At 34.4% G+C, this 15,698-nt stretch carries 14 protein-coding genes; 6 read left to right on the top strand and 8 right to left on the bottom strand.

What is annotated here, in order from left to right; all coding sequences use genetic code 11:
- Positions 1–66: 66 nt before the first annotated feature.
- The 8 genes from HNS40_RS03815 to HNS40_RS03850 all read right to left on the bottom strand — a co-directional run bounded on the left by HNS40_RS03815 (position 67) and on the right by HNS40_RS03850 (position 10,104).
- Positions 67–948, bottom strand: coding sequence for a sensor histidine kinase KdpD (locus HNS40_RS03815; RefSeq protein WP_172277840.1), 882 nt, complete (start codon positions 946–948; stop codon positions 67–69).
- 108 nt (positions 949–1,056) lie between these two features.
- Positions 1,057–1,905, bottom strand: coding sequence for a cache domain-containing protein (locus tag HNS40_RS03820; protein ID WP_172277842.1), 849 nt, complete (start codon positions 1,903–1,905; stop codon positions 1,057–1,059).
- Positions 1,906–2,464: 559 nt separating this feature from the next.
- On the bottom strand, positions 2,465–3,523 hold the full coding sequence (locus HNS40_RS03825) for an RluA family pseudouridine synthase (RefSeq protein WP_172277844.1): 1,059 nt from the start codon (positions 3,521–3,523) through the stop codon (positions 2,465–2,467).
- Positions 3,524–3,532: 9 nt separating this feature from the next.
- Complete coding sequence (locus HNS40_RS03830; RefSeq protein ID WP_172277846.1) at positions 3,533–5,479, bottom strand: T9SS type A sorting domain-containing protein; 1,947 nt, start codon at positions 5,477–5,479, stop codon at positions 3,533–3,535.
- Between the two features lie 2 nt (positions 5,480–5,481).
- Positions 5,482–6,342, bottom strand: coding sequence for a PASTA domain-containing protein (locus tag HNS40_RS03835; RefSeq protein ID WP_172277848.1), 861 nt, complete (start codon positions 6,340–6,342; stop codon positions 5,482–5,484).
- 464 nt (positions 6,343–6,806) lie between these two features.
- Positions 6,807–7,289, bottom strand: coding sequence for a DUF6252 family protein (locus HNS40_RS03840; RefSeq protein WP_172277850.1), 483 nt, complete (start codon positions 7,287–7,289; stop codon positions 6,807–6,809).
- A 137-nt stretch (positions 7,290–7,426) separates the two neighbouring features.
- Entirely contained in the window at positions 7,427–8,080 is a 654-nt protein-coding gene (locus HNS40_RS03845; RefSeq protein WP_172277852.1) for a response regulator transcription factor, read from the bottom strand.
- A 59-nt stretch (positions 8,081–8,139) separates the two neighbouring features.
- Positions 8,140–10,104: a sensor histidine kinase gene (locus HNS40_RS03850; RefSeq protein WP_172277854.1), complete on the bottom strand. Its 1,965-nt coding sequence runs from the start codon at positions 10,102–10,104 to the stop codon at positions 8,140–8,142.
- Between the two features lie 139 nt (positions 10,105–10,243).
- Here HNS40_RS03850 and HNS40_RS03855 point away from each other — a divergent pair, with 139 nt between their 5' ends.
- From HNS40_RS03855 to HNS40_RS03880, 6 genes are all read left to right on the top strand, one after another.
- On the top strand, positions 10,244–11,227 hold the full coding sequence (locus HNS40_RS03855) for a D-alanine--D-alanine ligase (protein WP_172277856.1): 984 nt from the start codon (positions 10,244–10,246) through the stop codon (positions 11,225–11,227).
- Between the two features lie 227 nt (positions 11,228–11,454).
- Positions 11,455–11,946, top strand: coding sequence for a hypothetical protein (locus HNS40_RS03860; RefSeq protein WP_172277858.1), 492 nt, complete (start codon positions 11,455–11,457; stop codon positions 11,944–11,946).
- Entirely contained in the window at positions 11,943–12,527 is a 585-nt protein-coding gene (locus HNS40_RS03865) for a non-canonical purine NTP diphosphatase (protein ID WP_172277861.1), read from the top strand. The genes HNS40_RS03860 and HNS40_RS03865 overlap by 4 nt, the downstream gene beginning before the upstream one ends.
- A gap of 48 nt (positions 12,528–12,575) precedes the next feature.
- Positions 12,576–14,435, top strand: coding sequence for an LTA synthase family protein (locus tag HNS40_RS03870; protein WP_172277863.1), 1,860 nt, complete (start codon positions 12,576–12,578; stop codon positions 14,433–14,435).
- Positions 14,435–15,139, top strand: coding sequence for a leucyl/phenylalanyl-tRNA--protein transferase (gene aat / locus HNS40_RS03875; RefSeq protein ID WP_172277866.1), 705 nt, complete (start codon positions 14,435–14,437; stop codon positions 15,137–15,139). Before HNS40_RS03870 ends, aat begins: the two co-directional genes overlap by 1 nt.
- Positions 15,129–15,524: a DUF3127 domain-containing protein gene (locus HNS40_RS03880; RefSeq protein WP_172277868.1), complete on the top strand. Its 396-nt coding sequence runs from the start codon at positions 15,129–15,131 to the stop codon at positions 15,522–15,524. The genes aat and HNS40_RS03880 overlap by 11 nt, the downstream gene beginning before the upstream one ends.
- The last annotated feature ends 174 nt before the right edge of the window (positions 15,525–15,698 follow it).

Here is a 15,698-nt window from a genome sequence, read left to right on the forward strand (position 1 = left end):
AGGATGGCTTTTTTTGATCTAATGGGTTTGCAGAGAGACTCATTTACAAGCTTTTATAATAAAACACTAAGCTTCAGAATTTGGAATTCGAAACCAAAAAACGGAACCGCTACCTAGTTCGCTCTCCACTCCAATTTCGCCATTCTGTTTTTCTATAAATTCTTTACACAGCATCAATCCTAAGCCTGTTCCTTTTTCGTTATTGGTACCTGGGATACTTTCTATTTCTGAAATTTGAAAAAGAGTATTCATTTTTTCTTTTGAAATTCCTGTTCCACAATCCTTGATAGAACAATACAAATCATTATTGATAAAATATGCTTTTAGTTCTATTTCACCTTTATTAGAATATTTTATGGCATTTGATATTAGGTTTCTGATAACTGTACTCATCATATTTCTATCAGAAGAAATGAATATCTGACCATCAATTATTCTTTTAAGGACTATTTCTTTATCTTGAGCTTGCAGATCCAGAAAATGAAATATTTCGTCGACAAGGTCATTAAAACAGAATTTTTCAGGGACAAAACTTATTCTATTTGTTTGAGAGCTCGACCAATCAAGGAGGTTGATTAACAAGTAGTATGTTTTAGTTAAAGTAGTATTTAAAGTACTACTATACTTTTTCACATTGGAAAGGTCACCTTCATTTAGCTCTTCTTCGAGCATATTACTAAATCCCAATAAGGAACTAAAAGGGCCTTTTAAATCGTGTGCTATTATTGAAAACAACCTGTCTTTTGATTCATTACTAATTTTCAAAGACTGCATGGCCAAACGTCTGTAGTATTGAGCTTCGGCTAATCTCCATGAAACAAATAAAAGACCCAAAGAAAATAGTATAATAAGCACGGCGACCCAGATTCTTCTATAAATAAACTTATCTTCAATAACCTCAATTGGTACAAAAGAAACAATTTTCCAATAATAGTCTTTAGATTTCATATACATTTCGCTAGAAACAAAATCTGACCAATTAGACTTGTTGTTTTTTTGTCCTTCGAGGAGCGGATATATTGTTTTAAATGTAAATAAGCCATTATCATTAATGAACTAAGAAGCCTCATTATCACAAATTTCTTCCCATTCATTTTTTAAATCATATTGAAAGGTAATATCCTTCTTACCATCAAACATAAAGCCCCATTCTTTTTCGGGAGAGGGCCCTTGCAAATAATAACCCTTAGAATTCAATAGCATTACTTCACTATATACCATAGAATTTGTACTATCTCCAAGTTGGTGTAGGATTCTATCTCCAAAAAAGTTAAATATTATGATTCCCTTTTTTTCATCATCATTGTCGAATATGGGTGCAGCGATACGAATCATTGGTTTTAATGGCAATTCTATCTCCCCATTTTCAATATTCAGATCCATGGAAGAAACAAAAACCTCTCCTTTATTTAATTTAATGGCATCTTTAAAATAATATCGATCAGCTTTGTTTTGAAGTTGATTCTTAGGAGCGAGGACGGGTTCGCCTTTATTATAATTGACTCTAATAACTTCTACACCATGAATATCAATAATCCTACACTGATCATATACCTGTTGATATTCAACAATACTTAGGATTTCATCACTTAAATCGTTAACAAATTCTTCATTTTGAAATTCCCAATATTTCTCAATAGATCTATTAGATTTTAAAATCAAAAGATCGTGGATCACATGTCCTATTTCTTCTTCAATATTTTTAAGTTTATTGTCAACTATACTTGTTTCGACATCTTTGATAAGCTTTATTTCTAGGCTTTCTTGAGTCTTTAGTATAAAAATAGAACCCAGTAGCACCAGCAAAAAGATAGGTCCAAAAACAAGAAGGGTATTAAATAGTATCCTCTTATCAATTTTTTTAGATCCTTTAGTACTATGGTTTTTCTGATCACTATCTTTCATCAACATTTATATTAACAGAGTTCGGAACATTTAGTTTAAGAATACTAAATGTAATAATATGTTTAAGAGAGACAATTGCTTAGTAAATATAAGTCATTATACCTTACAAAACAAGAATGATAGGTCCAATAACAGGGCAAACTCATACTTATTCAAAAATGCTACAAATGCATGAATAGATCCTATTATAACATAAAAAGCTAGCACGGAAATGTTTTCCGTGCGAATACAGTAGCGAAAAAAGCCTATTTTAACCGTACGGATTGCAAATCCGTACAAGCCCTGTCAAAAAAACTAACCAAATTAAAAGTATGAGTTTGCCCTGGGGCCAATAAAAAATCCCACCTTGAAGGATGAGATTCATTTATAAGGAATAAAATATTTTTATTTAGGCTTTTTTCGTTTGCCCCAACCTAAAGGGGAGCGAAAAAAAGTATGCTCCAAAAACAATTAGTTCTATAATTTAGTAACAAAAAACTTATAGCTTATTGAATTAGATATCATTAAAGTAAGTAATTGAACACCTCAATATTTTTATTCAAATTCAACAAAAGAAGTTTTACACCTCTCCTCTCTCAATTCCCAAAGAGTGTTGACTGTAACCATCCCATTTTTCCACTACTTGCTTTAAATCGTTTGGCAATTCACTTTCAAAGAAAATGGTATCGCCAGTTGTTGGATGTTGAAATCCTAAAGATTTTGCATGTAAAGCTTGTCGAGGAATTAATGAGAAACAATTACTCACAAACTGCTTGTATTTGGTGAAAGTGGTTCCTTTTAAGATTTTATCCCCACCATAACGAGTATCGTTAAATAGAGGATGGTTTATATGTTTGAGGTGTGCTCTAATTTGATGGGTACGTCCAGTTTCTAATTGGCATTCGATAAGGGTAACATAGCCAAATCGTTTGACGAGTTTATAATGAGTAATGGCATGACGGCCTTGCTCTCCATCAGGGAAAACGGCCATTTGCAGCCTATTACTAGGATTACGGCCAATGTGTCCTTCAATAGTTCCTTCTTCTTCATCAAAATCGCCCCAAACCAAGGCTTGATATTTTCTTTCAATGGTATGATCATAGAACTGCTTGGCTAGTCTTGCTTGTGCCATCTCGTTCTTCGCCACCACCATCAATCCGGTAGTATCTTTATCTATTCTATGGACTAAAAGTCCTTCAGTATCCTCCCCTTTTTGCTCGAAATAAAATTTCAATGCATTTAATAAAGTACCGGTAAAATTACCATGACCTGGGTGTACCACCAATCCAGCTTGCTTATTGACAATAAGCAAATCATCATCCTCATAAACTATATCTAAAGGAATATCTTCCCCATAAACAGTAGTATCTCTTTTTGGATAGGTTAAAACAATCTTGATAATATCATTAGGTCTAACTCTATAATTTGATTTTACCTCTTTCTCATTAACTAAAACATTACCTGCTTTAGTAGCTTCTTGAAGCTTATTTCTGGTAGCATTCATAATCCGAGACATCAAGAATTTATCAATTCTCAATGGCTCCTGACCAGGGTCTACTTCAAAGCGATAATGCTCGTATAAGTCTTTCTCCTCATTTTCTTCTTTATCAAAATTTTCTTCTATCTTTTCCTCGCTCATATCGCTCTACTATAGTTTTCGTTTAATCATTTTCTGAGTGGTATTTTCACCTGTCTCAGTATCGGTCATTTTCACTAGATAAACACCATTTCCTAATTCAGAAACGTTAATATCTCGCTCATCATTTCTACGCAACATCAATTGACCAGTGATATTATATATTTCGACCTTTATTGTATGGTAATCAGCTTTCGGCCAATCCAAATGTATAATATCGCCATTTACTGGATTTGGATACAACACAAAACTTGATTTTGGTATGGGTTTAATGTCATTAGTTGCTGTAGGCATCACCTCACCAAATAAAGGACGCATCATTAATGATCCAGTATAGATTGTAGGAATCCATCCAACACCAATATTATAATATAGATACTGCTTACTATCTAAAGCATAATCGAAGCCTATATTAAGATTCTCATCATATAATTGTTGGAAGCCTATATAAAACTCATTGGCTAAAACTATACTTGTATCTAAATCGAAGGTGTAAAAATTATACAAGCCTTCACTAAAAGTAACTTTCACTCGTTTTTTATAAATCACCTCCTCAGGTTCTATGTTTTTCCAAACCATCAAATTGAAGTACTGCTCGTTGGCAGAAGTAAGAGTTGGATTAAAATACATCTGAATTCGGCGTAATGTGTCTTTGGTGTTGAGCTGAAACTGGATGGCTGCTTTTCCATTTCTTGCACTCATTCCATATCCTGCCTCTGGAGTACCATCGTCATAGGCATAATAATTAGCAAATACTTGTTCACTTTCAATAGTATCTCCTACACCTGTCAAACCAATATCATTGATTATATGAGTGACTTTAAAGGTTTTGAAAAGTTCATTATAAATGGAGAAATAACTGATGATTGGTGGCTTTGCAGAACGTATACTTTCAACTATACTATTGGAATCTGCTGGAAATGCAGCTGTTTGATATACAGAATCTTGAGTAGTTTGATTTGATATGGTATATTTATAAGTAGCCAGATAGGCTACATTATCCATATTTCTGATAAACATATAACGAATGGAATCCATCATACTATTAGTAGGGTCATTTCTATATTGACGATATGGCATTGAACGATATCTTTTAATCATAGATGGAGGATCGTTCACAAATGAAATTTTACGATAGCTACTATCCGTTCTAGTTCTATCTCTATCTAACCATACCATATCAATATTCCAGTGATCACAATTGCTTTGCCAATCGGGCTGACTATTTCCAGCTAAACTGGCATGATTATGAAATCTAAACCGGAATCCAGAATGAAAAAATTTTGCACTATCAGTAACTGCAATAAATACTTGCTTAGTGAAACTTCCTCCTGGAATTGTATCCCTACCTATTATTAAACTATCGAGCAGGTCTTCACGAACCAGAAAAGTATCTAAAGTCATTCCTTCGGATGACCAAACATTTTCCCATTGATCGGTAGGTGGAGAATAGAACTCTAAATTTAAAATATCGCCCTCTTCAGGTGCATTTCCTCTTCCCTGTGGCTGGTAATAAAAGCTGAAGTAAACACTATCTTTGATTAACAAAGGTCGTAAAGTAGGATCCTGCAAACTATCTAATCGTATTTCCAGAGAGCTCAAAGTATCTGCAGGAAATGCATACTGACTTGCATTGGAATAAATGTTTCCACTTCCGTCCATGGCATCAAAAGTTGCTACTCCAATATTAGGTGGGAATAGTTGAAATTTCTTATTGATATAAACATTATCACCTTCCCATAAATCAGCATTTGGTCTATAGCCAGCTTGATTAAAATCGTCGAAGAAAGGCAAGAACATAGGTTCTGTAGATTCTTTTTTCTTCCATAGAAGTTGATTGCTTCTGTGATAATTATTTAGGCTGGGATCGATTTGAAGAGGCAATAGTTGCTCTTGTGCTTTCAATTGATGAAAAACACTCCCTAATAGTATGATAATTGAGATGTATATATAACGCATAATTAAAAATCAGTCAATTCATTTTGGAACATTAAACTATCGTAACGCACACTATCTGGCGAATTATAAAATTCAATAATAGAATCGAAATTATAATCCAGTGAGGAGCGCAATTTCAATGAAATATTTGAGCCTAGAGGAGCCTTTGAAGGATGAAGCGGGTCAGCAAATGGACTTTGCTCATATACAAACCAACGACCTTCGTAATCTTCTTGCAAAGTATCTATTCTACCCATATTAAATGAGGCTTTCAAAATTGCTTTACGTGCTTGTGTCAAATTCTTCCCTAAAACAAAAGGAACTGTTGCTCCTGTTTTACGATATCCATTACCTACCACCAGGGTAATACTGGCTCCACTTGGCAAGAGAGAATCAGGTGCAATAGTGTCGCCTTTGTATAATTGCTCTATCACAGCATTCAGAGCAATATCGTCAGCAAACTCAATTCTTTCTACTTTCAAATGCGCATACTGAACCACATCTATGGCTCTTCTGATACTCAAATCAAGAAGATTCGGCATACTAACCAATTCAGGAGTTTTAGCTACTATGGAAAGATAAACTTTTCTTCCTTTTTTCACTTTAGCTCCTGGAGTTGGATTTTGCAATACCACAGTACCAGGCATATAATCATCAGCATACATACTATCAATTACTTCATATTGCAAATAATCGGCAGAAGACAGTACCCTTAAAGAATCGGAATCGCGATGGGCCAACTTTGGAACCAAAATAAAAGAACCATTATCAGTATAATAGCCCAATCCTTTGATGGTCACAAACATCATAATCACCACTACTACGAAGGCAATGGCCAAGCTTTTAAAAAACGCTTTACTTATTAAAAAAGATTTAAGACTCATAAGATTTAAATCATCAAATACTTAACTGCCCAAAGGCCTAATTTATTGTAAACGGCAAAGATAATATTTCTAGTCACAGGTGATGCATGCTTTCTTTAATCAATAGCCATAAAAAAAACCCAATTTCATAGAAAAAGGGTTAATTATCCAAATTGATGTAAGATACATTAATAAATAGTAACCTGAGTTCGATTATTAAATAGCTACCACAGAAAGCCAATAACGCATTAGATTTAAGTCTAAAAATCATGAAGTTATAGCGGGCTATATCAAATGGTTTTTAGATGAAAGATGATGTGTTATTGGCTTTTCCACAGGTGGATTTCTATAATTAGCTCATCTTCTTCCTCAAATTTCCTTGAGTTATCCCGATAGCTCTTTAGAAATCTGAGTCGTATATGAACTAATTATCTGAAACTGTGGTGATATTTACTGTCGAACTCAGGTTAGTGGGGAAATGCGTTTTAAAAAGTGGCTTCAAAACTTCCATCAGTGATGCTTTTTGTAGCTTGAGCAGTGTTCATTCCTGTAAAAGAAAAGCTTCCTTTAATCTTGGTGGAACTTAATTCTGTAACTGTAATAGTACCAGAACCAATAACTCCATTAGCAGAATAGGTTTCTGTTTGTCCCAAACCTTCTGTCCAGCGTAATTGATGAGTACTTCCTGATCCAATAGTATAAGTTCCGGGCGCTGATACACCATATAAAATCAGACTAGCTTGCTTGGCATCTGAATCGCTGCCAGTTACATTAATCACACCGTTTGTATTGATTCCTTGCACTGCCAATGAAGCATTCCAACTGGCTCCATCCACTTTTAAACTGATGGATCCTGTTGACAATAATGGGTTATCGGGTGTAACATCATCCTCGCTTTTATTACAACTGGAGAATGAGAATAATACGATAGATAAAATGGCTACAAATAAAAATTGAACTCGTTTCATAATATTAGGTTTTGATGAATATTTCTAATTTTTTTCTGAGACAAAACTATAGGAGATTGGAGATTGAAACAATACGACATATGTCGTAAAAAAGATTAAAGTTCAATGTTTAAAGTTCCACGAGTGAGCAAATGAGCTTATTTTAACCAAGCATTTTTATCTGCTTTATTTACGGCTTCCATTTTATTTCTGACTTGAAGTTTTTTGTAGATATTCTCAATATGCTTGCGTACGGTGGAGGGTGAAATAATTAAATTCTCTGCTATTTCTTGATAATTGAGTCCTTTAGAGAGTTGTTCAAGCACTTGAGTTTCTCGATTACTGAGTGGGTTTTCTTCTTTTTTCAGGAAAGATTCTGGAGTAAAGCGAAGCAGTTGCAAGGCTTTACTGGCAATAATGGGAGTCATGGGTGCTCCTCCATTTATAGTTTCTTTTAAACTTTTATCCAACTCAGCGGGGCCCGTTTCTTTGAGCAAATAGCCATCGGCTCCAGCTTGAATGGCTTTAAAAATATTTTCATCATCATCAAAAATAGTCAACATCACCACTTTTATCTGAGGATACTTTGACTTTAAAATAGAGGTGGCTTCTATTCCATCCATCTTAGGCATTTGAATATCCATCAATACCACATCGATTTGGGAATATTCCTCTAGTTTTTTAAGTAATAATTCTCCATTTTCGGAACAATGTTTTATCTGAACATTATCCAAAAAAGATAGTTTATCTATAATACTTTGCAACAAAAAGCTGTTGTCTTCTGCTATGGCTATTTTTAGTTTCTGAGTCATCTCGACAAAATTATAGTATCTTATTTGAAGGAACAATACGGCGTTTGACTAATAAACATTTACTGAACTGGAAGAGTCAAACAAACTTGTGTACCCTTATTGAGCTCACTGCTAATCCTCAAATTCCCTCCTGCTTTTTCCGCTCTTACTTCCATGTGAGCTAATCCATTCTTACGCTCTAAATCATCAATGTCCATTCCTTTTCCATCATCTTCTATTTTGATCATAATGGCCTCCTCTATATCAATAAATGATAAAATAATTTTATCTGCTTCAGAATGTTTTATGGCATTATTCACACTTTCCTGCATAATACGAAACACCTTAATTCCTTTCTCGCTATCCAATACTAACTCTTGCTTAGCCAGAAAATCCAACTGAAATGAAATATTAGGAACTAAACTTTTTGCTTTAGATATAAAGGAAGTGAGTTTTAATTCTAAATCTTTCAGTGTAATATTCTCTTTATTTAAAGCCCAAATGGTATCTCTAAATTCTGCGATGGTAGATGCGGAGAACTCTTTAATTTCATTGAGCTTTTTTCCCAATACAATTACATCCTCTTTTTGTGCCACATATTGAGCCATATCGAGAGAAGAAATGATAAAAGTTAATTGGGAACCAATATTGTCATGCAAATCTCGGCTGATTCTTAAACGTTCCTCTTGCACCTGACTCTTTATTTTAACCTCTGCTAATTCTTCTTTCAATTGAATTTCTTCTTGTAATTTCTTTCTTTTATATCTGAACTTTCGATAGTTCTCAATAGCTCCAATAATGATAAAAAGCAAAACTCCAAGACTGATAATTAATTGATAGTTCTTCTGTCGGATTTTAGATTCTTGTTGAATAAGTTCTTTCTCTTTTTTCTCACTTTCGTACTGGGTCTTCAGCTCTTCAACCATTTTGTTATTCTCCAGTGTAAATAATTGATCAGAAACAGAATCGGCTCTAAGCTTATAATTCATAGCATCCTCATAATTTCCCAAAACCAGATAAAACTGAAAGTAGGCATCATAATTTTGTAATTGTCTTGGCATTGATTTACACTCCAAGGCATATTTCTGGGCTAATTCTAATTCATTCTCTACATCATTTGCATTTTCAGCATTCAACAATTGATTCTCCAAATAGAATAGAGCAATATTATTATGGGCTAAGGACAAACCATCTATGTTTTGAAGCTCCTCGTATATATCTATAGATTTCCTAGAATAGAATAATACCTTATCAAATTCATGTTCCATAGAATATAAAGAGGCAAGATTAGAATAGACCAAAGCTAAAGCACGAAAATCTTTAGCCTCTTTAATTCCTTGCTCTGCTTCCTTGTGTAAATCAATCGATTTCTTAGTATTACCCAAATTCCGATGCGCGCCCGCCACATTCACCAAGATGGTATATCGTGCTCGAGTATTATTCGATTTTAGAGCATAATCATAGGCTTTCTGATGATAAATCAATGCCGTCTCATATTGATTCATTTCCTTAAAAACACCACCTAAATTATCATAAACCTGAAAATATCTTTCTTCCCAATGATTAGATTCTACAATCTCTATGGCTTCTAGAAGATATTTGGTAGCATCCTCAAATTCTCCTAACTCAGAATAACAAACTCCAAGCTTACTTAAACTCGATAATAACTGTGCAGGATTGTTAAGGTTTTTCCTGATTTTATAGGCTTCAATATTATATTCTAAGCCTTTTTTATAATCCGATTTTAAGGTATAAAGGATACTTAAATCATTATAAGCATTAGCAATAAGTACAGAATCCCCATGATTTAGAGCCAAATCTAAACATTGCAAACCATATTTCTCCGATTTCTCCACATCAGAATAACTGAGATAATAACACAAATCGGAAAGTATTTTAATCTTTTGCTCTCCACTTAAATCTTCCACTATCAACTCCAAACTATCAGTATTCACAGCATTTGAAACAGGAATAATAAAAATGGAAATTAGAAAAGAACTAACAAGGATTAGCCATTTTCTTTTTTGAATAATAATCTTTTTCATTTAGCTTTATTAGTATTTGGGTACCAATTTACTAAATTTTAAAATTCCATTATGATTTTCACCAAAAATTTGTGAAAAAGTTATAGAATATGAAGGTATAAAGAATGATAAATTATTGAAATTTGATAAAAAAAATACTATGAAAAAAGTGGCCTTAATAGCAGGTGGTGATTCTGGAGAATATGAGATTTCAATTAAAAGCGCATCCATAGTGGCTCAAAATATTCCTTCAGAGAAATATGAGGTTTATTTAATCGAGATTAAAGGTAGCGATTGGATTTATCGTCATGAATCACTAGGTAAAATCAATATTGACAAAAACGATTTCTCATTGACTATAAATGATAAAAAAATTAGTTTTGATGTGGTTTTTAATGCGATTCATGGCACACCTGGTGAGGATGGTAAAATATTAGCATTTCTTGAAATGCTGAAAATCCCATTTACTTCAACTGGCTCTATCAGCTCCGCACTCACCTTTAATAAAGCATTCTGTAATCAAGTGGTGAAAAATGCAGGTTTTAATGTGGCCAACTCTATGCACCTTTTCAAAGAACAAACCTATACGACAAAGGATATATTAACCAATATTACCCTCCCCTGTTTTGTTAAACCTAATCAAGGAGGATCGAGTGTAGGAATGAGTAAGGTTAAAACTGAAGATGAAATTCTTCCTGCACTTAAAAAAGCTTTTGCCGAAGATACAGAAGTATTGGTGGAAGAGTTTATTGAAGGCAGAGAGTTAACCATAGGAACCATAAAACTAAATGATGAAATCATCACCTTTCCGATAACTGAAATCATCAGTAAAAAAGAATTCTTCGATTTTGAGGCCAAATACAATCCTGAATTAAATCAAGAAATCACACCAGCACAAATTCCCATCAGTTTGAAACAACAAATTGAGGAGGTTTCCACTAAACTATATCAGGTTCTACACTTGAGAGGTGTAGTGCGTTTTGATTATATCAATAGTTTAAATGGATTATATTTTCTAGAAGTGAATACCGTACCTGGTCTATCTGCCGAAAGCCTTATTCCACAACAGATTAGAGAATTCGGCTCAAGTACTCGTGAAATATTTGACCTCATGATTCAAGAAGCACTTAGAATTGAATTATAAATATAAAAACGAACTTAAAAAAGTAAATAATCATCTTCTAACTGGGAGTTTTCAAATAAACATTCAAAACTTTCTAAAATATTTTACAAAGCATAGACAACTGTTTCTATGAAACTTAGGTCTATAGGTTTATAGTAGCGTTATTGTTTCTTGAATTTATTGTAACAATTCTACACAATAAAATCGCTTTAACATTCGTTAGAATAATATCAAAAACAAAAGTCAAAATGGTTCGTTTATACAAATGCAAAGATGAATTATCCACCATGTCGGATAAGGAGTTATTCCACATATATTGTGGATACCCTATTCATCGACCCAAGGAGGAGCGCTACCTTGCCGCGAGAATCCTAGAAAGCCGCGATTTTAAATTTAAAAAAATTGCTATTTATAAACAAAAGTGGGAATTAGAAACATGGAATAACTTAAATAAGAAACCAAGTTTTTCTTTAAGATCTTCTAGCTTCTATAATAAGCTGATTATTTTCCTGCTGTTTATGGCATTTCTACTGATTACTATATTCGTTATCAACCCTGTTTTTTTTTCTAATGGAAATTTTTCCTTTTCTTCAAATGGTGACGTTTGGTACTTTTTAAATATTTTTAGCTTTGTGGCCTTCATTTACATTTTTGGATTTATTGGTTATATCGGTAAATTCATTAGTAAATTTAGAACTAAGAAAAAAGCATTTAACATGTATGACCAACAAGCTGTATGAGTTTAAAAAGAATAGTTTTTGCCACCAATAATGCCCACAAATTAGAAGAAGTTAGACACTACCTTAAAGGGCAATACAAGATATTAAGTTTAAAAGACATCGGATTTAACGAAGACATCCCAGAGCCCTTCGAAACCCTGCAAGAAAACGCACAAACCAAATCAAGAACCATATTTAACCGTTTTGGTTTCGACTGCTTTGCTGATGATACTGGACTAGAGGTTGACACCCTCGGTGGTGCTCCTGGAGTTTATTCAGCTCGTTATGCAGGCCTTGATTGCAGTTTCCAAGACAATGTAAACAAACTTTTAGAGGAGCTCAAAGGAAAAGAAAATCGAAATGCCAATTTCAGAACAGTTATCTCCTTAATTATAGATGGCCAAGAATTCTTTTTCGAAGGACGAGTGGATGGCAGTATTACAGAAACTTCAAGTGGAACAGATGGCTTTGGCTATGATCCGATTTTTGCACCAGAAGGGAATGAATTCACTTTTGCTGAAATGAGTCTTGATGATAAAAACAAAATCAGTCATCGAGGACGTGCTGTTGCCAAACTCATCCAATTCCTACAAAATCAGTAAGCATCACAAAAAGATTCTTATTTTTGTGCTTCCTTTGAATTTAATCCTATGCTAAGACTTTATACATCGTTTTTTAAGCAAGCACTATTCTGGCTCTTGTTCTTTGCTCTAGGCAGAGCGGTTTTTCTGATCTATTATGGAAGCGAAGCTTTAACGGCCGCTGATACTTTTAGTGAAATCCTGATGAGTTTCTCCAATGGTTTTCAGCTTGACTTAGCCACCACTTGCTATTTTATGATGTTTCCTTTTGTCTTGCATTTAGTCACCATATTTTATAGCGCCCCTATTATAAGTAGAATCAATCAGATATACCAAAGCATACTTATCATAGCCTACTCTTCTTTAATTAGTAGTGAATTAGGCATATATGCAGAATGGAAAACCAAAATAAACTATAAAGCACTTCTATACCTTCAGAACCCTTCAGAGGTGATGAATACGGCGCAAACCAATCAAATCATCGGTTTTTCACTACTCACCATATTACTTAGTCTTTTTGGAATTTGGTTCTATAATAGATTCTTTCACTCTAAGCTAATTAGAATACATACCCCACCTGTTCTTAGCCTCCTATTTTTTATCATTATGCCTCCCCTATTAGTACTTGGAGCAAGAGGTGGATTACAAGAAATCCCTATTAATCAAAGCCAGAGCTTTTATAGCAAACATGCCATTTTAAATACAGCGGCGACCAATTCTGTTTTCAACCTTTATATTAGTTTTCATGAGAACCAAAAGAGTTTAAACGAGAACCCTTTTAAAGAAATGGAGGATGTTAAAGCAAAACAAATCGTCGCCAACATATACAAAACTAGCCAAGACAGCACCACCCAAATAGTGAATCAGAAAACACCAAATATTGTATTGATCATTATGGAAAGTTGGTCGGCTGATTTAATATTCACACCAGAAGATGAAAAAGTAGTTACCCCTCGCTTTCATGAATTAATGAAAGATGGGGTATATTTTGATAATATTTATTCCACAGGACCACGCTCCGAACAAGGAATGGCAAGTATCTTTAGTGGATTTCCTGCTCACCCCATCTCATCCATCACTGTTCAGCCTGACAAATACCAGAAGCTTCCCAGTATGGTAAAAGACTTTAAAGCCAAGGGTTATGCCTCCTCTTTTTATTTTGGTGGACAATTGATTTATGGAAATATAAAGAGCTTTATTATTTTCAATGGGTTTGATAGAATTAAAGAAGTATACGACTTTAATAAAGAATTACCTCAAGGCAGTTTAGGAATTCATGATGAATATACTTTGCATGAAATGAAAGAAGATTTAAGTAAAGATCAACAACCTTTCTTTGCTTCCTTATTTACCATGAGCACTCATTCTCCCTACGACCAACCTATGGAGGAAAAAATTAGCTGGGGAAAGAATGAGCAGCAATATTTAAATTCTGCATACTACACCGATTATAGCATGGGTAAATTTATTGATGAAGCAAAAAATGAAGCTTGGTTTGAGAATACTCTTTTCATTTTTGTGGCCGATCACTCCCATAATAGTTATAAGAATTTAGCCATGAGCAATCCTGAATATCAAAAAATCCCATTGCTGTTTTATGGAAATGTGATTGACAGTGCTTGGCGCGGAAAAACGGTTTCACATTTGGGTATCCAAACAGATATTCCAGCAACGCTATTGGGACAATTAAATATGGATGCCACAGCATATCCTTGGAGTAAAAACCTATTAAATCACTATGCTCCAGAATTTGCCTACACTTCCTATGAAGAAGGCTTTGCTTGGAAACGACCTATTGGATCAATTTCCTATGAGAAAAGATTCGATAGACTACACTATAATACGACTCCTCCAACTGCAAAAGATAGTATAAGCAATGAAGGAAAAGCATTTCTTCAAGTATTATTTCAAGAATATATGGATCAATAATGGCGATTTATTATTTAGAAGAAAATGCGGAACCAGGTTTTCCAGATCCAAATTTAGCCAATGAAGACGGAATTCTAGCAACGGGAGGAAACTTAAGCGTCAAATGGCTACTAACAGCCTATGGATTAGGAATTTTTCCATGGTTTAATGAAGAAGATCCTATTTTATGGTGGTCGCCAGATCCAAGATTGATATTATTACCGCAAGAATTCAAGCTATCAAAATCACTAAAAAGAGTGATAAAAAAGAAACAATTCGTGGTTAAATTCGACCATCGTTTTACTGAAGTGATAGAAGCCTGCTCAAAAGTACCTAGAGGAGACCAAGGAGGAACTTGGCTCACTAACGAGATGAAAGAGGCTTATATGAAATTGCATGAGCGTGGACTTGCGCATAGTGTAGAAGTTTATGAGCATGACGAGTTGGTGGGAGGACTTTATGGAGTTTCTTTAGGAAAATATTTTTGTGGTGAAAGTATGTTTTTTAAAAAAAGAGATGCATCTAAAGTAGCTCTTTACTATCTTTGCCAAGAATTAAGCAAATGGGGCTTTCATTTTATTGACGGACAAGTTGAAACAGCACATTTAATCAGTTTAGGAGCACAAAACGTTGCCCGAGAAGACTTTTTATCTATCCTCAATGAAGCACTTACACATCCCACTTGCCTCGGAAAATGGACAAAAACAATTAGAGATGAATTTTGAAATACAAGGAACATTAATCGTTAAAAACGACACGCAAGTGATTAGCGATAGATTTAAGAAAAGAGAATTTGTGATCGAGAAAAAAGAATCCAGCCCTAATGGATTTGAATTTGTTGATACTATCAAATTCCAATTGACACAAGACAAGTGTAATTTATTAGACAGCTACGAATTGGGCAACGATATCAATGTTGCTTTCAATATTAGAGGTAATAAATGGGAGAAAAATGGTCAAACGAGTTATTTCGTAAACCTAGATGCTTGGAAAATTGAAGGAGCTTCAGCAGGAGCTCCAGCGCCACAAGCTAGTTCTTCATCAACTCCTCCGCCACCTCCAGCCGGTGATGCACCAGCAGAAGAAGAGTTTGGTGATTTGCCATTCTAATCAAGAAAAAGAAATAAGAAACCGGAATCGACAAAGTCAATTCCGGTTTCTTTGATCTATACATGGGCCAAAGGCCCGACACGTCAAAACCCTCAACAAGCAAAGCGCAGGTGAGGGGGCAAGACCTTGGCAAAGCCAAGGCAAGCCTAAGGGCTGAAAGCCCGACACGTCACC

Source organism: Lentimicrobium sp. S6, from assembly GCF_013166635.1.
GTDB lineage: Bacteria > Bacteroidota > Bacteroidia > Bacteroidales > UBA12170 > UBA12170.

Excerpts from the sequence above, each read along its gene's own strand:
- HNS40_RS03830 (WP_172277846.1), bottom strand. The coding sequence starts at position 5,479 with ATGCGTTATATATACATCTCAATTATCATACTATTAGGGAGTGTTTTT.
- HNS40_RS03825 (WP_172277844.1), bottom strand. The coding sequence starts at position 3,523 with ATGAGCGAGGAAAAGATAGAAGAAAATTTTGATAAAGAAGAAAATGAG.
- HNS40_RS03870 (WP_172277863.1), top strand. The coding sequence starts at position 12,576 with ATGCTAAGACTTTATACATCGTTTTTTAAGCAAGCACTATTCTGGCTC.
- HNS40_RS03865 (WP_172277861.1), top strand. The coding sequence starts at position 11,943 with ATGAGTTTAAAAAGAATAGTTTTTGCCACCAATAATGCCCACAAATTA.
- HNS40_RS03860 (WP_172277858.1), top strand. The coding sequence starts at position 11,455 with ATGGTTCGTTTATACAAATGCAAAGATGAATTATCCACCATGTCGGAT.
- HNS40_RS03855 (WP_172277856.1), top strand. The coding sequence starts at position 10,244 with ATGAAAAAAGTGGCCTTAATAGCAGGTGGTGATTCTGGAGAATATGAG.
- HNS40_RS03835 (WP_172277848.1), bottom strand. The coding sequence starts at position 6,342 with ATGAGTCTTAAATCTTTTTTAATAAGTAAAGCGTTTTTTAAAAGCTTG.
- HNS40_RS03880 (WP_172277868.1), top strand. The coding sequence starts at position 15,129 with ATGAATTTTGAAATACAAGGAACATTAATCGTTAAAAACGACACGCAA.
- HNS40_RS03815 (WP_172277840.1), bottom strand. The coding sequence starts at position 948 with ATGAAATCTAAAGACTATTATTGGAAAATTGTTTCTTTTGTACCAATT.
- aat (WP_172277866.1), top strand. The coding sequence starts at position 14,435 with ATGGCGATTTATTATTTAGAAGAAAATGCGGAACCAGGTTTTCCAGAT.
- HNS40_RS03820 (WP_172277842.1), bottom strand. The coding sequence starts at position 1,905 with ATGAAAGATAGTGATCAGAAAAACCATAGTACTAAAGGATCTAAAAAA.
- HNS40_RS03840 (WP_172277850.1), bottom strand. The coding sequence starts at position 7,289 with ATGAAACGAGTTCAATTTTTATTTGTAGCCATTTTATCTATCGTATTA.
- HNS40_RS03850 (WP_172277854.1), bottom strand. The coding sequence starts at position 10,104 with ATGAAAAAGATTATTATTCAAAAAAGAAAATGGCTAATCCTTGTTAGT.
- HNS40_RS03845 (WP_172277852.1), bottom strand. The coding sequence starts at position 8,080 with ATGACTCAGAAACTAAAAATAGCCATAGCAGAAGACAACAGCTTTTTG.